The sequence below is a fragment of the Ramlibacter sp. genome (genome assembly GCF_028291745.1).
GTDB lineage: Bacteria > Pseudomonadota > Gammaproteobacteria > Burkholderiales > Burkholderiaceae_C > Ramlibacter.
The window spans coordinates 1-22,518 of record NZ_JAQGNQ010000119.1 but is presented as its reverse complement, the minus strand read 5'-3'; the positions used below and the strand labels follow the sequence as shown (position 1 = coordinate 22,518).

21 protein-coding genes and 1 tRNA gene are annotated in these 22,518 nt (G+C 67.8%); 15 read left to right on the top strand and 7 right to left on the bottom strand.

The annotated features are described in order from the left end of the window. From JWP60_RS22100 to JWP60_RS22090, 3 genes are all read left to right on the top strand, one after another. The coding region (locus JWP60_RS22100) for a 2-oxoacid:acceptor oxidoreductase subunit alpha (protein WP_299796156.1) at window positions 1–1,520 on the top strand (1,520 nt) is incomplete at its 5' end. Further along, window positions 1,517–2,572 (top strand): 2-oxoacid:ferredoxin oxidoreductase subunit beta, encoded by a 1,056-nt coding sequence (locus JWP60_RS22095; protein WP_299796153.1) that lies wholly within the window; start codon window positions 1,517–1,519, stop codon window positions 2,570–2,572. The genes JWP60_RS22100 and JWP60_RS22095, both read left to right, overlap by 4 nt. A 70-nt stretch (window positions 2,573–2,642) precedes the next feature. Then, window positions 2,643–3,083 carry a CBS domain-containing protein gene (locus JWP60_RS22090; RefSeq protein WP_299796150.1) on the top strand — a complete coding sequence of 147 codons (441 nt, stop codon included), beginning with the start codon at window positions 2,643–2,645 and terminating at the stop codon, window positions 3,081–3,083. Window positions 3,084–3,243: 160 nt separating this feature from the next. Here JWP60_RS22090 and rsxB read toward each other — a convergent pair whose 3' ends face one another. Continuing rightward, window positions 3,244–3,897 (bottom strand): electron transport complex subunit RsxB, encoded by a 654-nt coding sequence (rsxB, locus tag JWP60_RS22085; RefSeq protein WP_299796147.1) that lies wholly within the window; start codon window positions 3,895–3,897, stop codon window positions 3,244–3,246. Further along, window positions 3,894–5,285, bottom strand: coding sequence for a polyhydroxyalkanoate depolymerase (gene phaZ / locus JWP60_RS22080; protein ID WP_299796144.1), 1,392 nt, complete (start codon window positions 5,283–5,285; stop codon window positions 3,894–3,896). Before phaZ ends, rsxB begins: the two co-directional genes overlap by 4 nt. A 207-nt stretch (window positions 5,286–5,492) precedes the next feature. Here phaZ and JWP60_RS22075 point away from each other — a divergent pair, with 207 nt between their 5' ends. After that, window positions 5,493–6,332, top strand: a complete 840-nt coding sequence (locus JWP60_RS22075; RefSeq protein ID WP_299796165.1) for a transporter substrate-binding domain-containing protein — start codon at window positions 5,493–5,495, stop codon at window positions 6,330–6,332. Beyond that, a complete protein-coding gene (locus JWP60_RS22070; protein WP_299796141.1) occupies window positions 6,329–8,416 on the top strand; it encodes an ATP-binding protein in 2,088 nt (695 codons plus the stop codon). The genes JWP60_RS22075 and JWP60_RS22070 overlap by 4 nt, the downstream gene beginning before the upstream one ends. A 12-nt stretch (window positions 8,417–8,428) precedes the next feature. Here JWP60_RS22070 and JWP60_RS22065 read toward each other — a convergent pair whose 3' ends face one another. The 4 genes from JWP60_RS22065 to JWP60_RS22050 form a co-directional block, all read right to left on the bottom strand. Continuing rightward, complete coding sequence (locus tag JWP60_RS22065; protein WP_299796138.1) at window positions 8,429–10,141, bottom strand: FAD-dependent protein; 1,713 nt, start codon at window positions 10,139–10,141, stop codon at window positions 8,429–8,431. 86 nt (window positions 10,142–10,227) lie between these two features. Further along, entirely contained in the window at window positions 10,228–10,395 is a 168-nt protein-coding gene (locus JWP60_RS22060; RefSeq protein WP_299796135.1) for a hypothetical protein, read from the bottom strand. Window positions 10,396–10,439: 44 nt separating this feature from the next. Next, window positions 10,440–11,699 carry a TIGR03862 family flavoprotein gene (locus JWP60_RS22055; protein ID WP_299796162.1) on the bottom strand — a complete coding sequence of 420 codons (1,260 nt, stop codon included), beginning with the start codon at window positions 11,697–11,699 and terminating at the stop codon, window positions 10,440–10,442. A gap of 56 nt (window positions 11,700–11,755) precedes the next feature. After that, window positions 11,756–12,955 (bottom strand): amino acid aminotransferase, encoded by a 1,200-nt coding sequence (locus JWP60_RS22050; RefSeq protein WP_299796132.1) that lies wholly within the window; start codon window positions 12,953–12,955, stop codon window positions 11,756–11,758. A gap of 92 nt (window positions 12,956–13,047) precedes the next feature. On the opposite strand from JWP60_RS22050, the gene uvrB reads away from it, so the two are divergent. From uvrB to fdx, 8 genes are all read left to right on the top strand, one after another. Then, window positions 13,048–15,162 (top strand): excinuclease ABC subunit UvrB, encoded by a 2,115-nt coding sequence (uvrB, locus tag JWP60_RS22045; RefSeq protein ID WP_299796129.1) that lies wholly within the window; start codon window positions 13,048–13,050, stop codon window positions 15,160–15,162. Between the two features lie 275 nt (window positions 15,163–15,437). Then, on the top strand, window positions 15,438–15,974 hold the full coding sequence (gene iscR / locus JWP60_RS22040; RefSeq protein WP_299796126.1) for a Fe-S cluster assembly transcriptional regulator IscR: 537 nt from the start codon (window positions 15,438–15,440) through the stop codon (window positions 15,972–15,974). Window positions 15,975–15,999: 25 nt separating this feature from the next. After that, complete coding sequence (locus JWP60_RS22035) at window positions 16,000–17,220, top strand: IscS subfamily cysteine desulfurase (RefSeq protein WP_299796123.1); 1,221 nt, start codon at window positions 16,000–16,002, stop codon at window positions 17,218–17,220. A gap of 23 nt (window positions 17,221–17,243) precedes the next feature. Next, window positions 17,244–17,630: a Fe-S cluster assembly scaffold IscU gene (gene iscU, locus JWP60_RS22030; RefSeq protein ID WP_299796159.1), complete on the top strand. Its 387-nt coding sequence runs from the start codon at window positions 17,244–17,246 to the stop codon at window positions 17,628–17,630. Window positions 17,631–17,641: 11 nt separating this feature from the next. Continuing rightward, window positions 17,642–17,965 (top strand): iron-sulfur cluster assembly protein IscA, encoded by a 324-nt coding sequence (gene iscA / locus JWP60_RS22025; RefSeq protein WP_299796118.1) that lies wholly within the window; start codon window positions 17,642–17,644, stop codon window positions 17,963–17,965. A 60-nt stretch (window positions 17,966–18,025) separates the two neighbouring features. Then, window positions 18,026–18,550, top strand: coding sequence for a Fe-S protein assembly co-chaperone HscB (gene hscB / locus JWP60_RS22020; RefSeq protein WP_299796115.1), 525 nt, complete (start codon window positions 18,026–18,028; stop codon window positions 18,548–18,550). A gap of 23 nt (window positions 18,551–18,573) precedes the next feature. Further along, the gene (gene hscA / locus JWP60_RS22015) at window positions 18,574–20,454 is read left to right on the top strand and encodes a Fe-S protein assembly chaperone HscA (RefSeq protein WP_299796112.1); all 1,881 of its coding nucleotides are present in this window, start codon (window positions 18,574–18,576) and stop codon (window positions 20,452–20,454) included. Window positions 20,455–20,466: 12 nt separating this feature from the next. Further along, on the top strand, window positions 20,467–20,805 hold the full coding sequence (gene fdx / locus JWP60_RS22010) for an ISC system 2Fe-2S type ferredoxin (RefSeq protein WP_299796109.1): 339 nt from the start codon (window positions 20,467–20,469) through the stop codon (window positions 20,803–20,805). Between the two features lie 15 nt (window positions 20,806–20,820). On the opposite strand, the gene JWP60_RS22005 is transcribed toward fdx, so the two are convergent. Then, a complete protein-coding gene (locus JWP60_RS22005; RefSeq protein ID WP_299796106.1) occupies window positions 20,821–21,576 on the bottom strand; it encodes a glucose 1-dehydrogenase in 756 nt (251 codons plus the stop codon). Window positions 21,577–21,618: 42 nt separating this feature from the next. Between JWP60_RS22005 and dnaQ the strand changes: the two genes are divergently transcribed. Both dnaQ and JWP60_RS21995 read left to right on the top strand, forming a co-directional pair. Then, window positions 21,619–22,329, top strand: a complete 711-nt coding sequence (gene dnaQ, locus JWP60_RS22000) for a DNA polymerase III subunit epsilon (RefSeq protein WP_299796103.1) — start codon at window positions 21,619–21,621, stop codon at window positions 22,327–22,329. A gap of 30 nt (window positions 22,330–22,359) precedes the next feature. After that, window positions 22,360–22,434 (top strand) — tRNA-Val (locus JWP60_RS21995). Window positions 22,435–22,518 lie beyond the last annotated feature (84 nt).

Sequence of the window (22,518 nt, the reverse complement as noted above, 5' to 3'; positions counted from 1 at the left end):
CGCGGCCTTTGCCTCCCGCGGCCTTCCGCGACGACGTGCACGTGATCGGCATGCCGCTCACCGAGATCTGCAACGCGGTCTATGCCGATCCGCGCCAGCGCCAGCTGTTCAAGAACATCGTCTACGTCGGCGCGCTCTCGGTGCTGCTGGAAATCGACCCGGCGGAGATCGAGCGCCTGTTCGGCGAGCAGTACAAGGGCAAGGAGAAACTGCTGGCGTCCAACGTGCAGGCGCTGCAGCTCGGGCGCGAATTCGCGCAGGAGAACCTGCAGTGGCCGCTGGGCATCCGCGTGCAGCGCGCCGATGCGGTGGGCAACCGCATCTTCGTGGACGGCAACAGCGCCGCGGCGCTGGGCTGCGTCTACGGCGGCGCCACGGTGGCCGCCTGGTATCCGATCACCCCTTCGTCGTCCGTGGCCGAGGCCTTCCAGCGCTATTGCAGCCGCTTGCGGGTGGACGCGGACACCGGGCAGAACCGCTACGCCATCGTGCAGGCGGAAGACGAGATCGCTTCCATCGGGATGGTGGTGGGCGCGGGCTGGAACGGCGCGCGCGCCTTCACGGCCACCTCGGGCCCGGGAGTTTCGCTGATGACGGAATTCATCGGCCTGGCCTACTTCGCCGAGATCCCGGTGACCATCATCGATGTGCAGCGGGGCGGCCCCTCCACCGGCATGCCCACGCGCACGCAGCAGGCCGACCTGGTGGCCTGCGCGTATGCCTCGCACGGCGACACCAAGCACGTGCTGCTGCTGCCGCAGGACCCGCATGAGTGCTTCGAGCACGCGGCTGCCGCGCTCGACCTGGCCGATCGCCTGCAGACGCCGGTGTTCGTGATGACCGACCTGGACATCGGCATGAACCAGCGCCTCTGCGCGCCTTTCGAATGGCAGGAGGGCGCCGACTACGACCGCGGCAAGGTGATGAGCGCCGCGGAACTGGAAGCCGGCAAGGACTTCGGCCGCTACAAGGACGTCGATGGCGACGGCATTCCGTGGCGCACGCTGCCCGGCACGCATCCCACGCGCGGCGCCTACTTCACGCGCGGCACCACGCGCGACCCGTACGCGCGCTACTCCGAGCGGGGGCCCGACTACGTCTACAACATGGAGCGGCTGCTGCGCAAGATCCGCACGGCCGCCACGCTGGTGCCGCAGCCGGTGCTGCAGCGCGCCGAGGGCGAGGCGCGGCTGGGCGTCATCTACTTCGGCTCCACCAGTCCGGCCATGCAGGAGGCACTGGCGGTGCTGGCGCAAGAGGGCATCGCCATCGACGCGCTGCGGCTGCGCGCCTTCCCCTTCCCGGACAGCGTCGCGCAATTCATCGCGCAGCACGAACGGGTGTTCGTGGTCGAACAGAACCGCGATGCCCAGATGCGCACGCTGCTGGTCAACGAACTCGAAGTGGACCCCGCGCGGCTGGTGAAGGTGCTGCACTACGACGGCACGCCGATTACCGCGCGCTTCATCACCGAAGCCATCACCGCCCACGTGCAGCAAGCAAGGGAGAACGTGGAATGACCTGGATCGCCAAGCCGCCCTTGCACCATCCGACGCTGGAGAAAAACCGCGTCGGCTACACGCGGCGCGACTACGAAGGCAAGATCTCCACGCTGTGCGCCGGCTGCGGCCACGACTCGATATCGGCGGCCATCATCCAGGCCTGCTGGGAACTGGACATCGAGCCGCATCGCGTGGCCAAGCTCTCGGGCATAGGCTGCAGCTCGAAGACGCCCGACTACTTCCTTGGCGCCTCGCATGGTTTCAACACCGTGCACGGGCGCATGCCTTCGGTGCTGACCGGCGCCAACCTGGCCAACCGCGAGCTGCTGTACCTCGGCGTTTCGGGGGACGGCGACTCCGCATCGATCGGGCTCGGTCAGTTCGCGCACGCCATGCGGCGCGGCGTGCGCATGGCCTACATCGTCGAGAACAACGGCGTCTACGGCTTGACCAAGGGCCAGTTCTCGGCCACCGCCGACAGCGGCTCGCGCAGCAAGAAGGGCGCGATCAACAACGACAGCCCGGTCGATCTCGTGGCCATGGCCCTGCAGCTGGGTGCCACCTATGTGGCGCGCGGGTTCTCCGGCAACAAGGAGCAGCTGGTGCCGCTGATCAAGGGCGCCATGACGCATGGCGGCGCCGCCTTCATCGACGTGCTCAGTCCCTGCGTGGCCTTTAACAACCACCCGGGCAGCACCAAGAGCTACGACTACGTGCGCGAGCACAACGAGGCGGTGAGCCGCATCGACTTCATCAGCGAGCGCGAGGAGATCACCGCGCAGGCCGATCCCGGGCAGGCGGTCGACGTGCGCCAGCACGACGGCACGCTGCTGCGCCTGCGCAGCCTGCATGCCGACTACGACGCTACCGACCGCTACGCGGCGCTCGGCTTCATCCAGTCGCACGAGGCGCGCGGGGAGGTGCTGACGGGGCTGCTGTATGTGGACCCGCTGGCCACCGACCTGCACAGCGCATTGAACACGACCGCCCGTCCGCTCAACACGCTGCAGGCGCCCGAACTGTGTCCGGGCACTGGCGTCCTGGCGCGGATCAACGCATCATTGAGATAGTTCACTCGCAAAACCGCTACGCGGTTTTGCGAGTGGCCTGATCAGTGGCGCTGCGCGGAAGGAATCCCCTATGGCCGAACGCACCGTGTTCCAGTCGATCCCCAAGCGGCACGTGCTGAGCCTGGGACCGCAAGCCAACGTGTGGGAGGCCGCGTGCGCGATGACGCGCGCCAACTGCGGCAGCCTGCTGGTGATGGAGCCGCCCGACCGGCTGCTGGGCATCGTCACCGAACGCGACCTGATGACGCGCGTGCTGGCCCGGGCGCTCGACCCGCGGCAGACCCTGCTGGTGCAGATTATGACCGCGCACCCGCAGTGCGTGTCGCCCGAGACCAAGGTGTCGGACGCCGTGCTGATCATGATAGAGCGCGGCTTCCGCCACCTGCCCCTGGTGGGCCCCGACCGCAAGGTGCTCGGCGTGTTCTCGATGCGCGACGCGTTGCCGCGCGAGATCGGCGTTGCGCTCAACGACGCGGAGTTCAAGGAGCAGGTAAATGACGTGCTGGGGTGAGGCGCTTGCGCGAACAGCCTCGGATGTCATCCCGGGCTTGACCCGGGATCCACGACGGCGCCTCGTTGACCGCCGCATGGATTGCGGGTCAAGCCCGCAATGACATCCTGAATCGAATGCGCGTCAAGCCCGCAATGTCATCCAATCCTCAGCGCCTGCCTCACCCCGCCCGCTTCGCCCTTGCCCTGGCCAGCGCCGCCTCGATCACCGCCTTCTTGCGCGTGAGCTCCGCGCCCTGCGCGTCGTGCGTCAGCGCCGGCAGGTCGGCCAGCTTGGTGCGGGCCTTTTCCTCCATGCGCTGCGCGTGCTCCGTGGCTTCGCGCTGCTTGCGCGCCTGGCGCGCCTCGTAGCGCTGCAGCGCCTGCTGCGCCTGCTCCGCGGACCAGGCCTGCCAGCCGGTGCGTTCGCCGCTTGCGTTTTCCAGCGCGATGCAGTCCACCGGGCAGACCGGCACGCACAGCTCGCAGCCGGTGCAATACGGCTCGATCACGGTGTGCATGCGCTTGTTGCCGCCCAGGATGGCGTCGGTCGGACAGGCGTCCAGGCACAGCGTGCAGCCTATGCACCAGGCCTCGTCGATCACGGCCACGGTGCGGGGGCCTTCGATGCCGAGTTCGGGATTCAGCGGCAGCGGCTTGCGGCCGGTCAACTCCGCCAGCCGCACGATGCCTTCGGCGCCACCCGGCGGGCATTGATTGATCCCGGCCTCCCCGGTGACCATCGCCTCGGCATAGCCGGCGCAATCCGGATAGCCGCAGCGGGTGCACTGGGTCTGGGGCAGGGCGGCGTGCAGCAGCGCCGCCTGCGGGCTCACCGGCGGGGCGCGCGCGCCTGGGTGCTCGCCCGCGCCTTCGTGCTGGCCCGCGCCCTGGCCGGCGCCTTGCGCGCGGCAGCCACCGCGGTCTTGCGCGCGGCCGTCTTGCGCGCAGTCCCCAGCGGCTCGTTGAATTTCAGGATGAACTCGCGGACCTGCGGGTACACCAGATCGCGCCAGCGCCGGCCGCTGAAGATGCCGTAGTGCCCGGCCCCCTTCACCTCCAGGTGCTTCTGCCGCTCCTTGGGGACGTTGTGGCACAGGCCGTGGGCCGCCTCGGTCTGGCCGGAGCCGGAGATGTCGTCCAGTTCGCCTTCGATCGTGAAGTGCGCCGTGGTCCGGATGTCCTCCGGCCGCACGCGCTCCAGGGTGCCGTCCGGGGCGCGCACGTCCCAGGTGCCGCGGACCAGCGCGAATTCCTGGAACACCACGCGGATCGTCTCGAGGTAGTAGTCCGCATCCATGTCGAGGACCGCGTTGTACTCGTCGTAGAACTTGCGGTGCGCCTCGGCCGAGGTGTCGTCACCGGCGATCAGGTGCTTGAAGTAGTCGTAGTGGCTGGAGAGATGGCGGTCCGGGTTCATCGCCACGAAGCCCGAGTGCTGCAGGAAGCCCGGGTACACCCGGCGCCCGGCACCGGCGAAATTGGTCGGCACGCGATAGATCACGTTGCTCTCGAACCATTCGAAGCTCTTGTTCATCGCCAGGTTGTTGACGGCGGTGGGCGACTTGCGGGCATCGATCGGCCCGCCCATCATCGTCATCGTCAGCGGCGTGGTCTCGCCGCGCGAAGCCATCAGCGACACCGCGGCCAGCACCGGCACGGTCGGCTGGCAGACGCTGATCACGTGGCAGTTGCCGTACTGGGCCTGCAGGTGGCGGATGAACTCCTGGATGTAGTTGACATAGTCATCCAGGTGGAACGGCCCCTGCTCCAGCGGCACGAGGCGGGCATTGCGCCAGTCGGTGATGTACACCTTGTGGTCGCCCAGCATCGAGCGCACGGTATCGCGCAGCAGGGTGGCGTAGTGGCCCGACAGCGGCGCGACGATCAGCACGGCGGGCTGGCCCTTCAGGCGGCCCAGGGTCTCGGGGTCGTCGGAAAAGCGCTTGAAGCGGCGCAGCTGGCAGAAGGGCTTGTCGATTTCGATGCGTTCCTGGATCGCCACCGGCACGCCATCCACGTCGACCGTGGTGATTCCGAACTCGGGCTTCTCGTAGTCCTTGCCCAGCCGGTACAGCAGGTCGTAGCCGGCGGCCATCCGCTGCACCAGCGGGTTCTGGCTCAAGGGCGAGACCGGGTTGCCATACAGCTTGGACGCCGCCTGCGCGAAGTCGGCAAACGGCTCCATCAGGGAGCGCTGCGCTTCGTAGATCTGGTAGAGCATACGGAATTCCTCTTGTTGCAGTGCAATATACCAGCCGGCCAGCGAGGCTGCATCCGCTCGAGCCACCGATGAGATGAAAACGCGCCCGGTCCCCGACTGCTGCATGCGCGACAGCGCTCGCGGGGCGGGTCTGCGCAGGAGGCCGGTGCGGCTCCGTATCATCGCGCATGGTCCCACCGCAGGGCCAGGAGGTTCAAGTTGGCCCGTGTGCAGTTCGCAGTCAAGCCGCGCCCCCGGCGCGCGCTGCTGCTGGCTGCGTTGCTGGCGCTGGGTGCCAGCTCGGCCTGGTTGACAGTGCGGAGCAACGGTCGCCGCCCGCCGGCCGCAACCCGGGTCGTGCGCATCGGCTACGCGGTCGAGGCGCCTTATGTGTTCCTGGACGCGGAGGGGGCTGTCGTCGGCGAAAGTGCCGCCAGTGCCGGGCTGATCGCGCGGCGGCTGGGCTGGCAGATCGAATGGGTGCAAACCGAGTTCGACCTGCTGATCCCGGACCTGCTGGAGGGCCGCTTCGACCTGATCGATGCCGGCATGTTCGTCACGCCCGAGCGGGCGCGCCAGGTCCGCTTCGCGGTGCCGCGCCTGCGCGTCAGCCCGGCGCTGCTGGTGCGGCGCGGCAATCCGTCCGACCTGCACTCGTGGGAAGGGATGAAGGCGCGGCCGAGCCTGCGGCTGGCAGCCGTCGGCGGGTCCGTCGAGGAAGCGCAGCTGCACGCCCTCGGCTTGTCGCGCGTGCTCAGCGTGCCGGACGCGCGGGCCGGTGCCGCCGCGGTGCTCGCGCAACTCGTCGACGGGATGGCCCTGTCACTGCCGACGGTGCGCCTGCTGGCGGCTCGGCAAGCCGGGCTCGAAGCGGTGGCCGTCGATGATGCCAACGGCGTGTTTTACGTGGCCGCCGCCTTCCGGCCTGACGACGTGGGCCTGCTGCGCGCCTGGAACGGCGGACAGGCTGAGGTGGTCGGCAGCGCGCAGCACCTCGCCGCCATTGCGGCCTATGGCTTCACGCGCGACGACGTGATTGTCCCCGCCTCGGCGGCCCTGGCCCGATGAAGCCGGGCGCGCTGCTCGCATCGCTGGGCCGTTCCGCCGGCGGATGGGTGGCGCTGACCATTTCCGCATCGGTGCTCGTGTGCGCCAGCGTGGTCGCGCTGCAGCTGCAGCAGGACCGGTCCCTGGCCCGCGCCGCGGCCCTCGTCGGCGACCTGCGGCTGGCGCGCATAGATCTCTACCAGGGCGTGATGCATTCGCTGCTGGGCGATCAGCCCGATTCGCCGTGGGAGCCCGAGCGCGGCCAGGTGCTGATCCGCCAGGCGCTGCAGGAATTCCGCAACTCGCTCGCGCACATCCCGGACGGGCCGGCCGCCGACGCGCTGGATCTGAAGCTGCAGCAGTTCGGCCATGCGCTGGAAGCCGTGCACCGCACCGACCCGCGTGCCGAGCTGGATCTGCGCGTCGCGCTCTTTCGCCTGAACAGCGCCGCGCTGCAGGTGGACCAGCAAGCGCGTCGCGACCTCATCGCGCTGCGGCAAGCGCAGAGCAGGGCCTACTCGCTGCTGCTGGCCGTCGCGGCCGTGCTGCTGGGGCTGATCAGTGCGGCGGCGGTGCACCTGCGGCGGCGCGAAGCCGTGGCCGCGAGCGCGCAGCGCGAAAGCGAGCTGCGCTTTTCCGTGCTGTTCGAGCAGAACCCCGAGCCGACGCTGGTGCACACCGAAGACCGAATCGAACTCGCCAACCCGGCGGCGCTGCGTGCCCTGGGCGCAGCCGACGTTGCGGCGCTGCAGTCGGTGCGGCTGCTGGACCTGATCGAAGCCGCGGACCGCGAGCGGGTCGCGCAGCGGATGGCGGAGCAGGCCGAGGGTCCCGCTCCTCCGAGCTACCTGAGCAGCCTGGTCATGCGGCGGCTGGACGGCTCGCAGTTCAGCGTCGAGGCGGCCACGACCTCCTTTCGCCAAGCCGAGGGCGTGCGCATGCTCTCGGTGTTCCGCGACGTCACCGCGCGGCTGGCGGCGGAGCGCGCGCTGGCCGCCAGCGAGCGGCGCCTGCGCGACCTGATCGACCTGGTACCGCACGGCATCTACGCCAAGGATGTCGCCGGACGCTACCTGCTCGTGAACCGCACCGCGGCGCGACGCCAGGGCTGTGCCGACCCGGCGGAGATGCTCGGGCGGCGGGCCGAGGAGTTCCAGCTCCTCCTGCAGGACGCGCAGCTGGAAAGGCAGATCGATCTCGGGGTGCTCGAGGCGCAGCAACGCCACGATGGCCCGGTGGTGGTCCAGCGCTTCGCCGGCACCGCGCCGGCGCTCGCCTTCAACAAGATCCCTTTTCGCTTCGGCGGCCAGGAGGTGGATTCGGTGCTCACGGTGGCCACCGACGTGACCGAGCGCGAGCGGGCGCTGGCCGATGCGCACACGCGCGAACACGAACTGGAGCGGCGCGTGCAACAGCGCACCGCGGATCTCGCGCAGGCCTATGCGGACCTGCAGACCTTCAGCGATGCCGTGTCGCACGACCTGCGCGCGCCGCTGGCGGCCATGGACACTTTCGCCGACACGGTGCTGCGCAAATACGGCGCCGACCTGGCGCCGCAGGGGCGCCACTACCTGGAGCGGGTGCTGGCGGGCGCGGCCAGCATGCGCGACATGATCGATGGCCTGCTGGAGCTGTCCCGGCATGCGCGCGCCCCCGTGCACCGGCGCCCGCTGGACTTCACCCGCATGGCGCGCGAAGCCTTCGAGCTGCAGACGCACGCGCTGGGCGGCCGCAGCGTGGCGTTCGTGGTGGAAGCGGGCCTGCAATGCAGCGGCGACCCGGTGCTGGTGGCCACGCTGCTGCAGAACCTGGTCGGCAACGCGATCAAGTATTCGCGCCACCGCGAGCGGGCCCGCATCGAAGTGGGGGCCCGGCGCGCAGGGGAGGAATTGCAGTTCTACGTGCGCGACAACGGCGCCGGCTTCGATCCCGCCTATGCCGGCCGGCTGTTCAAGCCCTTTTCGCGCCTGCATAGCGCCGACGAGTTCGAGGGCCACGGCATCGGCCTGGCGACGGTCAACCGCATCGTGGCGCGGCATGGCGGCCGCATCTGGGCCGAAGGCGCCGAAGGGCAGGGCGCCACCTTCTGGTTCACGCTTGGGTAGGGCCGAGCAGCCCTAGATCGCCTGAACGATCGAAGGGCCGACGGCGTGCGCTGCCGACGTCGGCTCCAGTCCGAGGATGGATCGGCCGACCGCCTCGGCCACCTCGATGCCGTCCACCCCGGCGGACATGATGCCGCCCGCGTAGCCGGCGCCTTCGCCCGCGGGATAGAGGCCGCGCACGTTGAGGCTCTCGTACTGCCGGTTGCGCGTGATGCGCAGCGGCGAAGAGGTGCGCGTCTCCACCCCCGTGAGCACCGCGTCGCGCATCGCGAAGCCGGCGATCTGCCGGTCGAACGCAGGGATCGCCTGGCGGATGGCATCGAGCACGTAAGGCGGCAGCGCCTCGCGTCCGGGCTGCGCGAAGTCCGTCATGCGAACGCCCGGCTGGTACGAGGGCAGCACGTCGCCCGGTTCGCGGCTGCGCTGCTGCTTGACGAAATCACCCACCAGCTGGCCCGGCGCGAAATACCCGCCTTCACCGAGCTCGTAGGCGCGCGACTCCCAGATGCGCTGGAAGCGCATGCCGTCCAAGGGGTTCACCGCGCCGTGGGCGAGGCCGTCCTGCCGGTAGTCCTGCGGCGAGATGCCGACCACGATTCCGGCATTGGCGTTGCGCTCGTTGCGCGAGTACTGGCTCATGCCGTTGGTGACCACGCGCTCGCGCTCCGAGGTGGCCGCCACCACCGTGCCGCCCGGGCACATGCAGAAGCTGTAGACGCTGCGGCCGTTGCTGGCGTGGTGCACCAGCTTGTAATCGGCCGCGCCGAGGATGGGATTGCCGGCGCTCTTGCCGAAGCGCGCGCGGTCGATCACGCCTTGCGGATGCTCGATGCGAAAGCCCACCGAGAAGGGCTTGGCCTCGAGGTACACGCCGCGCTCGTGCAGCATCGTGAAGGTGTCGCGCGCGCTGTGGCCCAGGGCCAGCACCACGTGGTCGGCACGCAGTTGCTCGCCCGAGGCGAGCGTCAGTCCGCGCAGGCGCAGCGCCTCGCCCTCAGGCTCGAGATGCACGTCCGTCACCTGCTGGCCGAAGCGGATCTCGCCGCCCAGCGCCTCGATCTCGGCGCGCATCTTGATCACCACGCTCACCAGCCGGAAGGTGCCGATGTGCGGCTTGCTGACGAACAGGATCTCCTCGGACGCGCCGGCCTTGACGAACTCCGTCAGCACCTTGCGCGTGAGGTGGCGCGGGTCGCTGATCTGGCTCCACAGCTTGCCGTCACTGAAGGTGCCGGCGCCGCCCTCGCCGAACTGCACGTTGGACTCGGGATCGAGCTCGCTGCGCCGCCACAGGCCCCAGGTGTCCTTGGTGCGCTGGCGCACCTCGCGACCGCGTTCCAGCACGATGGGGCGCAGGCCCATCTGCGCCAGCAGCAAGGCGGCGAAGATCCCGCAGGGCCCGAAGCCCACGACCACCGGCCGCGGCCGCTCGCCCGCGTGGAAGTCCGCGGGCGCGTGGCCGACGAAGCGGTAACGCGTGTCCGGTGCCGGCTTCAGGTGCGGGTCGCCCGGGTGCGCGGCCAGCACCGCCGATTCAGCGCGGACTTCGCAGTCGATCGTGTAGATCAACACGATGGCGCTCTTCTTGCGCGCGTCGTAGGCGCGGCGAAACACGGTGAACGACAGCAGGTCCGGCTCGGCCACGCCGAGCCGCGCCACGATGGCCGGGCGCAAGGCGTCCTGCGCGTGCTCCAGCGGCAGTCGCAGTTCGGTGATTCTCAGCATGGCCGCATCCTGAATGCAAACCGCCGCCCGGAGGCGGCGGATCGCTGCAAGGCGCCAGGAGCCTGGGCGGCCCAGGCTCCCAGGGCTCAGCCGCCCTTGTGCGGACGCTTGCCCGGGTTCTTCTTGCTGCGGGTGTGCGAGCCGCGCTCGAGGCTGATCTTCTGGCCGTGGCCGGTGGTCTGCGTGACGCCCTTGGGGGCGACGGCGCGCGGGGTGGCCTTGCGGTCTGCTTCGGTGACGATCTTGTTGCCCATGGCGGCTCCGTGGAATGCTTGGTTGAAAAGGAAAGAACCCGCGATTATCCCTCACCCGGCGCTTGGCCGGCCGCGAGCCGCTGCAAGGCCCCTCGCGCGGCGGCGCGACCGGTCGCCAGGCAGGCCGTCAGCAGGTAGCCGCCGGTGGGCGCTTCCCAGTCCAGCATCTCGCCGGCACAGAACACGCCGGGCAGGGCGCGCAGCATCGCATTCGGGTCCAGCGCCTCGAAGCGCACGCCGCCGGCGGTGCTGATCGCCTCGTCGATGGGACGCGGGCGCTGCAGGGGAACCGGCAGGGCTTTCAGCGCCAGTGCGAGCTGCGCCGGGTCGGCGAGCTGCTGCGGCTGCAGCAGTTCGTGCAGCAGGGCCATCTTGACGCCCGCAATCCCGAGCCGGCTCTTGAGGTGGGTCGAGAGGCTGCGCGGGCCGCGCGGCCGGCTGGTTTCCGCCAGCACCTGCGCGGGGCTGTGCTGGGGCAGCAGGTCGACCAGGAGGGTCGCCTGTCCCTGGGCATCGATGCGATCGCGCAGCCGGCCGCTGAAGGCATAGACCAGGCTGCCCTCGATCCCGGTGTCGGTCAGGACGAATTCACCGGGCTGCGGGGCTTCGCCATCGTCGATACGCGCGGCCACGGTCTTGAGCGGCTGGCCGGCAAAGCGCTCGCGCAGGTGATCGCTCCAGCCGGTGCGCCCGGGTGCGGTCGGCGCGACGTCGAAGCCGCAGTTCGAGGGGCGCAGAGACGCGATCTCGACGCCGCGCTCCTGCAGCCAAGGCACCCACGCACCGTCGGAACCCAGCCGCGACCAGCTCGCGCCGCCCAGGGCCAGCACGGTGGCGTCGGCTTCGTGCGTGCGCTCGCCCTGCGGCGTGGCAAAGCGCAGGGCGCCTTGCCCGTTCCAGCCGGTGAAGCGATGGCGCGTGTGCACCCGCACGCCGGCAGCGCGCAGGCGATGCAGCCAGGCGCGCAGCAGCGGCGCCGCCTTGAGGTCGCTGGGAAAGACGCGGCCCGAGGTGCCGACGAAAGTCGCAATGCCCAGGCCCTCGGCCCAGGCGCGCACGGCGGGGCCGTCGAACGCGGTGACCGCCTCGCGCAGCGCCGCGCTGCGCTCGCCATAGCGGGCGAGCAGCGCGGGCGTCGCTTCCGAGTGCGTGAGATTCAGGCCGCCGCGGCCCGCGAGCAGGAACTTGCGGCCCACCGAGGGCATGGCATCGAACAGGTCCACCGAGGCGCTGCCTTGCGCGAGCACCTCGGCGGCCATCAGGCCGGCAGGGCCGCCGCCGATGACGGCGACCGTCCTCTTCACCGGCGGGATCCCGGCCTGCGCCGGGATGGCGGCCTCACGCTCGCCGGTCGGCAAGCTCAAGCCACCACTTTGGCAATGCAGCCCGCAACGTAGTCGATGTTCTTGCTGTTGAGGGCGGCGATGCAGATGCGGCCGCTCTCGATGCCGTACACGCCGAACTCGTTGCGCAGGCGCAGCATCTGGTCCCTGGTCAGGCCCGAGTAGCTGAACATGCCGACCTGGTGGGCGATGAAGCCGAAGTCGCGCTGCACGCCGGCGGCCTTGAGCTTCTCCACGATCGCCGTGCGCATCTGCTTGATGCGCACGCGCATGGCAGCCAGTTCCTGCTCCCACAGGGCGCGCAGTTCCGGCGTGTTGAGGATGGTGGCCGCCACCTGGCCCCCGTGGGTGGGCGGGTTGCTGTAGTTCGTGCGGATCACGATCTTCAGCTGCGACAGCACGCGGGTGGCTTCATCCTTGTTCTGGCACAGCACCGACAGGGCGCCCACGCGCTCGCCGTACAGGCTCAGGCTCTTGGAGAACGAGGTGGAGACGAGGAAGTCCTCGCCCGAAGCCAGGAATTTCTGCACGGCCAGGCCGTCTTCGGCGATGCCCTGCGCGAAGCCCTGGTAGGCCATGTCGAGGAAGGCCACGAGCCTGCGTGCCTTGACCGCCGCGACCACCTGGTCCCATTGCGCCGGCGTCATGTCGTAGCCGGTCGGGTTGTGGCAGCAGGCGTGCAGCACGACGATGGTGCCGGCCGCTGCGGCGTTCAGCGCGCCCAGCATGGCCTCGAAGTTGATCCCGCGCTTGTCGGCGTCGTAGTAGGGATAGGTGCCCACTTCGAAGCCGGCGTCGCGGAAGATGCCGCGGTGGTTCTCCCAGCTCGGGTCGCTGATCAGGACGGTGGCCTTGGGGTTCAGCTTGAACAGGAAGTCCGCGCCGATCTTCAGGCCGCCCGTGCCGCCCAGGGCTTGTACCGTGGCCACGCGGCCGCTCTTGACGGGCTCGGCATCGGCCCCAAATACCAGAGCCTTGATCGCGGCGTCATAGGCTGCGATGCCATCGATCGGCAGGTAACCCCGGGCCGCATGGGCGGCCATCATCTTCTCTTCGGCCTTTTGCACGCACTGGAGCAGGGGCAGCTTGCCGTTGTCGTCGTAATACACGCCCACGCCGAGGTTGACCTTCTTCGGGTTGGTGTCGGCGACGAACTGCTCGGTCAAACCCAGGATCGGATCGCGGGGCGCCATTTCAACGGCGTTGAAGAGAGACATGGGGTTCCTTGGATGCGGTGGCAAAGACGCCCGGCCTGTTGTACGCTGGCCGGCTGCCCGCAATTTTAGTGCTAGCACCCACAGATACCCGAATGAGCGCAATACCCCAGGCCGACGAGGCCCAGCAGCAAGAGAAAAAAGGCGAGTTCATCAGCTTCCCGGACTCGCCGTTCGAGCTGTTCATGCCCTATCCGCCGGCCGGCGACCAGCCGCAGGCGATCGAAAAACTGGTCGAAGGCGTGCAGGACGGCGAGGTCTTCCAGACCCTGCTGGGCGTGACCGGCTCCGGCAAGACCTTCACCATGGCCAACGTGATCGCGCGGCTGGGACGCCCCGCGATCGTCTTTGCGCCCAACAAGACGCTGGCGGCGCAGCTGTATTCGGAATTCCGTGAGTTCTTTCCGAACAACGCGGTCGAATACTTCGTCAGCTACTACGACTACTACCAGCCGGAGGCGTACGTCCCGCAGCGCGACCTGTTCATCGAGAAGGACAGCTCGATCAACGAGCACATCGAGCAGATGCGTCTCTCCGCCACCAAGAGCGTGCTGGAGCGGCGCGACACGGTGATCGTGGCGACGGTGAGCGCGATCTACGGCATCGGCGCCCCCGAGGACTACACGCAGATGCGCTTCATCATGCGGGTGGGCGACAAGATCGGCCAGCGCGACGTGATCGGCCAGCTGATCCGCATGCAGTACGACCGCAACGAGCAGGACTTCTCGCGCGGCACGTTCCGGGTGCGCGGCGACACCATCGATATCTTCCCGGCGGAGCACAGCGAGCTGGCGATCCGGATCGAGCTGTTCGACGACGAGATCGAGACGCTGCAGCTGTTCGACCCGCTGACCGGCCGCATTCGCCAGAAGGTGCCGCGCTTCACGGTCTACCCGTCGAGCCACTACGTGACGCCGCGCGAGAAGGTCGTGGGCGCCGTCGAATCGATCAAGCAGGAGCTCAGGGAGCGGCTGGACTTCTTCGTCTCGCAAGGCAAGCTGGTCGAGGCGCAGCGGCTGGAGCAGCGCACGCGCTTCGACCTGGAGATGCTGGCCGAGCTGGGGCACTGCAAGGGCATCGAGAACTACACGCGCCACCTCTCGGGCGCGCCGCCCGGGGCGCCGCCGTCGACGCTGACCGACTACCTGCCCAAGGACTCGCTGATGTTCCTGGACGAGAGCCACCAGATGATCGGGCAGCTCAATGGCATGTATGCCGGCGACCGCGCGCGCAAGGAGACGCTGGTGGCGTACGGCTTCCGGCTGCCGTCGGCCATGGACAACCGGCCGTTGAAGTTCGCGGAGTTCGAGACCCGCATGCGCCAGGTGATCTTCGTGTCGGCGACGCCGGCCGACTACGAGAAGACGCATGCCGGGCAGGTGGTGGAGCAGCTGGTGCGGCCCACTGGCCTGGTCGATCCCGAGGTCGAAGTGCGCCCGGCGACCCACCAGGTGGACGACGTGCTGCAGGAGATCCGCATCCGCGTGGAGAAGAACGAGCGCGTGCTGATCACGACCCTGACCAAGCGCATGGCCGAACAGCTCACCGACTACCTGAGCGACAACGGGGTGAAGGTGCGGTACCTGCACAGCGACATCGACACCGTGGAGCGGGTGGAGATCCTGCGCGACCTGCGGCTGGGCCAGTTCGACGTGCTGGTGGGCATCAACCTGCTGCGCGAGGGCCTGGACATTCCCGAGGTCTCGCTGGTGGCCATCCTCGATGCCGACAAGGAAGGCTTCCTGCGGGCCGAGCGCTCGCTGATCCAGACGATTGGCCGGGCCGCACGCAACCTGAATGGCCGCGCCATTCTCTACGCCGACAAGATGACCGAGTCGATGAAGAAGGCGATCGGCGAGACCGAGCGCCGGCGCGAAAAGCAGGTGGCCCACAACCTGGCCCACGGCATCACGCCGCGCAGCATCAAGAAGCAGATCCGCGACCTGATCGATGGCGTGTACAGCGAGAAGGCGAGCAAGGAGCAGGAGAAGCAGGAACTGCAGCGCGCGATGGTCGAGGACATGTCCGAGAAGGACATCTCGAAGAAGATCAAGCAGATGGAAAAGCAGATGCTGGAACACGCCCGCAACCTGGAGTTCGAAAAGGCGGCGCGCGTGCGCGACCAGCTGGCGCTGCTCAAGGAGCAGGCCTTCGGGGCGACCGGGCACGACAACGTGGTGCCGATCGAGGCGGCCAAGAAGAAGGGCTGAATTTTAAAATCCAGCAACCGGACGCAGAAGCGTCCGGTTGCTGGTCGTTGCCTCCTGCTGCACTGCAGAAAGCCCCGAGTACCCGAGCACCGCGCTGGGTTTTCTGGTATACTTGACGGAAACAGTCAGGAAACCCAAGAGCGAGTTCAAACACACCCGGCGCACAGACCGCCGGGCAGAGGGCCGGCACGCAAGCCGGAGCATGGGTGGAGACGGCCTGGCGTGGCGGGTGCCGCGCGAGGTAAGGCAAGCAAGCCAGCAACAAGGAGCTAGCGATGCGTCTCACGACCAAAGGCCGCTTTGCGGTCACCGCGATGATCGATTTGGCACTGCGCCAGAACAATGGTCCCGTCACCCTGGCGGCGATCAGCCAGCGCCAGCAGATCTCGCTGTCCTATCTCGAGCAGCTGTTCGGCAAACTGCGCCGGCACGAACTCGTCGAATCCACCCGCGGTCCGGGCGGCGGCTACACGCTGGGCCGCAAGGCGACCGAGATCACCGTGGCCGACATCATCGTCTCGGTGGACGAGCCGATCGATGCCACCCAGTGCGGCGGCAAGGAAAACTGCCAGGGCGACGGCGGCCGCTGCATGACGCACGAGCTGTGGTCCGCGCTCAACCAGCGCATGGTGGAGTTCCTGGACTCGGTCACGCTGCAAAAGCTGGTGGACGACCAGCTCGCCAAGGGCATGCAGATCGAGGACAAGCCCACGCCCAAGCGCGCGATCTCCAGCGCGCCGGTGGTCAAGCCGATCCGCGTGAACGCGCCGAACTCGGTGTTCGCGCTCGGCAACAGTTTTGCGAAGCAATAAAACGACAGAGAAGAGTACGGCAACCATGGACCTGACCCCCCATTTCCCGATCTACATGGACTACGGCGCGACCACGCCGGTCGACCCGCGCGTGGTCGACGCCATGATCCCCTGGTTGCGCGAGCACTTCGGCAACCCGGCTTCGCGCAGCCACGCGTGGGGTTGGGAGGCCGAGGAAGCGGTCGAGAAGGCGCGCCAGCAGGTCGCCAACCTGATCGGGGCCGACCCGCGCGAGATCGTCTGGACCTCCGGCGCCACCGAGTCCGACAACCTCGCGATCAAGGGCGCCGCGCAGTTCTACAAGACCCGCGGCAAGCACCTGATCACGGTCAAGACCGAGCACAAGGCGGTGCTCGACCCCATGCGCGAGCTCGAGCGCCAGGGCTTCGAGGTGACCTACCTCGACGTGCAGGAAGACGGCATGCTGGACCTGGAGAAGTTCAAGGCGGCGATCCGCCCGGACACGATCCTGGCTTCGGTCATGTTCGTCAACAACGAAGTCGGCGTGATCCAGGACATGGCGGCGCTGGGCGCCATCTGCCGCGAGAAGGGCGTGATCTTCCACGTCGACGCCGCCCAGGCCACCGGCAAGGTCGAGATCGACGTCAAGAAGCTGCCCATCGACCTGATGTCGCTGGCTTCGCACAAGACCTACGGCCCCAAGGGCATCGGCGCGCTGTACGTGCGCCGCAAGCCGCGCGTGCGCCTGGAAGCGCAGATGCACGGCGGCGGCCATGAGCGCGGCATGCGCTCGGGCACACTGCCCACCCACCAGATCGTCGGCATGGGCGAGGCCTTCCGCATCGCCCGCGAGGAGATGGCCAAGGACAACGAGCATGCGCGCAAGCTGCACAGGCGCCTGCTCGAGGGCCTGCAGGAGATCGAGCAGGTCTTCATCAACGGCAACCTGGAGCACCGGGTGCCGCAGAACCTGAACATCAGCTTCAACTTCGTCGAAGGCGAATCGCTGATCATGGGCATCAAGGGCCTGGCGGTGTCGTCGGGCTCGGCCTGCACCTCGGCCTCCCTGGAGCCGAGCTACGTTTTACGCGCCCTTGGTCGCAGCGACGAACTGGCTCACAGCAGCCTGCGCATGACCATCGGCCGCTTCACCACCGAAGAGGAAATCGACTACGCCATCGCCACCATCCGGCAGAACGTCGCCAAGCTGCGCGACCTGAGCCCGCTGTGGGAGATGTACCAGGACGGGATCGACATCAGCTCGATCCAGTGGACCGCTCACTGACAGACATACAAGAGGTACCTGAAATGGCCTATTCCGAAAAAGTCGTTGATCACTATGAAAACCCGCGCAACGTCGGCTCCTTCGACAAGGGCGATGAAAGCGTCGGCACCGGCATGGTCGGCGCACCGGCTTGCGGCGACGTGATGAAGCTGCAGATCAAGGTCAACCCGTCGACGGGCGTCATCGAGGACGCGCGCTTCAAGACTTACGGCTGCGGTTCTGCGATCGCATCCAGCTCGCTTGTCACCGAGTGGGTCAAGGGCAAGACGCTCGACCAGGCGGCCGCGCTGAAGAACAGCCAGATCGCCGAGGAGCTGGCGCTGCCGCCGGTGAAGATCCACTGCTCGATCCTGGCCGAAGATGCGATCAAGGCAGCCGTGGACGACTACAAGAAGAAGCACGCGCACTGAGCCGGCCCGCAATGGCAATCTCCCTGACAGAAGCAGCTGCGCGACACGTCACCCGCTATCTCGGCAAACGCGGCAAGGGCGTAGGCGTCCGGCTGGGCGTGAAGACCACCGGCTGCTCCGGCCTGGCCTACAAGCTCGAGTACGTGGACGAAGTGGCGGCCGAGGACATCGTGTTCGAAGACCACGGCGTCAAGGTGCTGATCGACCCCAAGAGCCTGGCGTACATCGACGGCACGCAGCTGGATTTCGTACGCGAAGGCCTGAACGAGGGCTTCAAGTTCAACAACCCGAACGAGCGGGACCGCTGCGGTTGCGGCGAGAGCTTCCGGGTCTGACACCGCGCCGCCTCCGGAAAACCGCCTGCTCCCGTCGATGGCGGTTTTTTTACGCAAGCCATGAAGCTCAACCTCCAATCCAGCGACTTCGAATTGTTCGGCCTGCCCGAGCAATTCCACCAGAGCGGCGCGGCCCTCGACGAGCGCTGGAAAGAGCTGCAGCGCGAAGTGCATCCCGACAAGTTCGCCGCGCAGGGCACGTCGGCCCAGCGCATCGCGATGCAATGGTCCGTCCGCGTCAACGAGGCGTACAAGCGTCTGCGCGATCCGCTGCAGCGCGCCGCGTATCTTTGCGAGCGACGAGGCGCCCCGATCAACGCGGAGACCAACACGGCGATGCCCGCGGAGTTCCTGGCCGGGCAGATGGCGTGGCGCGAAGCGCTGGACGACGCCTGCTCGGAAGAGGATCTCGACCGCGTCGCAACAGAGCTGGCGCGCGCCCGCTCCGAGACGCTCGAGCAGATTGGTGCGCTGCTGGACACCACCGGCGATCCACCGGCCGCGGCTCAGCAGGTGAGGGCGCTGATGTTCATCGAGCGCTTTGCCCATGACGTCGAAACGCGCGTCGAGCAGCTCGGACAATAGGTCCATGGAAAGTATCGGCTGACATGGCATTGCTTCAGATCTCGGAACCCGGGCAGTCACCCGATCCACACCAGCGCCGGATCGCCGTCGGCATCGACCTGGGCACCACGCACTCGCTGGTGGCGTCGGTGCGCAACGGCATCGCCGAATGCCTGCCGGATGCGCAGGGCCGCGCCATCCTGCCGTCGATCGTGCGCTACCTCGAGAACAATGGCCGCCAGATCGGCTACGAGGCACAGGCGGCGCAGGCGCAGGATCCGCGCAACACCATCGCGTCGGTGAAGCGCTTCATGGGGCGGGGACTGGCCGACATCGGCGGCCGCGAGAAGATGCCCTATCAGTTTGCCGAACCTGCGGCCGGCGAATCCGGGGCATCCGGCATGGTCACACTCGTCACGCGCGCCGGCGAGAAGTCGCCTGTCGAAATCAGCGCCGACATCCTCGCCACCCTGCGTTACCGGGCGGAGGACACGTTCAACGACGATCTGTACGGCGCCGTGATCACGGTGCCGGCGTATTTCGACGAGGCCCAGCGGCAGGCGACCAAGGACGCGGCGCAGCTCGCCGGAATCAACGTGCTGCGACTGATCAACGAGCCGACCGCCGCCGCGATTGCCTACGGCCTGGACAACGCCAGCGAGGGTATTTACGCGGTGTACGACCTCGGCGGCGGCACCTTCGACATTTCGATCCTGCGCTTGACGCGCGGCGTGTTCGAGGTGCTGGCCACCGGTGGCGATTCGGCGCTCGGTGGCGATGACTACGACCGCGCACTCGCTGCCTGGATGCTCGAACGCGCGGGCCTCGCCGCCGACTTGCCGCAGGACAAGGCGGCGATCAAGATGGCCGCCCGGGCAGCCAAGGAAGCGCTGTCCACGGCGGATCAGACGCGCGTCACTCTCAAGCTCGAGGGAGGGGAGGCCGCCCTCACGGTGGAGCGAAGCGGCTTCGAGGCGTTGACCGCGGAGCTGACGGCACGGACCATGGTCGCCGTTCGCAAGGCCATGCGCGACGCGAAGTTGTCGAAGGACGACGTCCAGGGCGTCGTGATGGTGGGCGGTTCCACCCGCATGCCGCAGGTCCAGCGCGCTGTCGCGGCGTTCTTCGGCCGCGAACCCCTGAACAACCTGAACCCCGACGAGGTGGTGGCGCTCGGCGCCGCGATCCAGGCCAACCAGCTGGCGGGCAACGACCCCGGCGGTGACCTGCTGCTGCTCGACGTGATCCCGCTGTCGCTCGGCATCGAGACCATGGGCGGCCTGGTCGAGCGCATCGTGCCGCGCAACGAGACGATTCCGACGGCCAAGGCGCAGGACTTCACCACCTACAAGGACGGCCAGACGGCGCTTGCGCTGCACGTGGTGCAGGGTGAGCGCGACCTGGTGAAGGATTGCCGCAGCCTGGCTCGCTTCGAGCTGCGCGGTATTCCGCCGATGGCAGCCGGCGCGGCACGCATCCGGGTGACGTTTACCGTCGACGCCGACGGATTGCTGAGCGTCAGCGCGAGGGAGCAGGGCAGCGGAGTCGAAGCGCATATCGACGTCAAGCCTTCCTACGGCCTGTCGGACGACCAGATCGCGCGGATGCTGCGGGAGAGTTTTTCGACCGCCGAGCCGGACATGAAAGCCAGGGCGCTGGCCGAGGCGCGCGTCGATGCGGACAGGATGCTGATCGCGACGCGCAGCGCACTCGACGCCGACGGCGGCCTGCTCGCCGCCGACGAGCGCGTGGCCATCGAAGCGCTCATGGACAAGCTGGCCACGGTCGCGGCGGGCAGCGAGGATGCGGCTGCCATCGAAGCCGCGACCAAGGCATTGGCCCAGGGCACCGAGGCGTTCGCAGCCGACCGCATGAACCACAGCATCCAGCAGGCGCTCGCCGGCCGGAACGTGGAAACCCTCTAGAGCAACGACCACATGCCGATCATCCGCATCCTGCCGCACCCCGAGTACTGCCCGGCCGGGGCCGAAATCAAGGCCCCCACCGGCACGTCGATCTGCGAGGCGCTGCTGGAGAACGACATCAACATCGAGCACGCCTGCGACATGAGCTGCGCCTGCACGACCTGCCACGTGGTGGTGCGCGAGGGCTTCTCGTCGCTCAACGAGATGGACGAGAACGAAGAAGACCTGCTGGACCGCGCCTGGGGCCTGGAGCCGAACTCGCGCCTGTCATGCCAGGCGATCCTGGCGCAGCAGGACGTGGTGGTCGAGATCCCGAAGTACTCGATCAACCACGCCAAGGAAAATCACTGACGGCAGCCGGCTGCGTCAGGAGATCGAGTAGCCGCCGTCGACAGGGATCGCCGTTCCGGTGACGAAGTCCGAGCCACTGCTCGCCAGGAACACCGCAATCCCGGCGAGATCCGCGGGCACGCCCCAGCGCGCAGCCGGCGTGCGGGCCAACACCCGCTCGTGCAGCCCGGGCACCTGCTCCCGCGCCTTGCGTGTGAGGTCGGTGTCGATCCAGCCCGGAAGCACCGCGTTCACCTGGATGTTGTCTGCGGCCCACGCGGTTGCGAGCGACCGGGTCAACTGCACCACGCCCCCTTTGCTGGCGCCGTACGCGGATGCGTAGGGCGCGCCGAAGATCGACAGCATCGAGCCGATGTTGATCATCTTGCCGCCGCCTGCCTCGCGCATCGCCGCGTGCGCCGCCCGCGAGCAGAGGAACGCACTGGTCAGGTTCGTGTCAATCACCGTCTGCCATTCGGCCAGGCTCAAAGCCTGCGGCTGGCGACGGATGCTGGTGCCGGCATTGTTCACGAGGATGTGCACCGAGCCGTGCCGTTGCAGGACGGTGCCGAACAGGCGCTGCACCGCGATCTCGTCGGTCACGTCCGCTTCGAGCGCTTCCGCGCGCAGACCCTCGGCGACCAGCGCCTGCACGGCAGCTGCGGATTTGGCCGCATTGCGCCCGACGATCACCACTTTCGCGCCGGCGCACGCCATTCCCGAGGCCATCGCCAGCCCTATGCCGCCGTTGCCGCCGGTGACGACGGCGACCTTGCCAGTGAGATCAAACATGTCGGGCCTTTGTGACGCAAGGGCTCAAGCATAATGCCGGCCATGCGACAGATCGTACTCGACACCGAAACCACCGGGCTGTCCGCTGAAGGCGGCGACCGCATCATCGAAATCGGCTGCGTCGAACTGGTCGGACGCAAGCTGACCGGCAACAACCGCCACTTCTACCTGAATCCCGAGCGCGAGAGCCATGAGGACGCGCTCAAGGTGCACGGCATCAGCAACGACTTCCTGCGTGACAAGCCGAAATTCGCCGCCGTCGCCGAGGAGCTGATGGAGTACCTGCGCGGCGCGGAAGTCATCATCCACAACGCCGCTTTCGACGTCGCCTTCCTAAACAAGGAACTGGAGATGGTCGGGCGCGAATCCTTCAAGAGCGTCGCGGCGCGGGTGACCGACACGCTGGTGATGGCCAAGGAAATGTATCCGGGCAAACGCAACAGCCTGGACGCGCTGTGCGACCGGCTGGGCGTCGACAATTCGAGCCGCACGCTGCACGGCGCGTTGCTCGACGCCGAGTTGCTTGCCGATGTGTACATCAACCTGACCCGCGGGCAGGACGCGCTGCTGATCGACGTCGGCGCGCACGACCACATCAGCGGCATCACCACCCGCGTCGACCTGAGGCAATTCACGCTGCCGGTGCTGCTGGCCAGCGAACAGGAAAACGCCGCGCACGAGGATGTGTTGAAGCAGCTTGACAAGGCCAGCGGCGGGCGCACGCTCTGGAGGCTCGCGCAGCCTGTGGCATAATCGTAGGCTGTCCTGCACGCAGGAAACATTGGGTGATTAGCTCAGCGGTAGAGCACTGCCTTCACACGGCAGGGGTCGCAGGTTCAAACCCTGCATCACCCACCAATGAAATCAACGACTTACGGCGCTTATGGCGCCGTTTTCATTGGCAAGTATGAAAAATGTGTGAAAACCGTCTTCAGCAGTCTC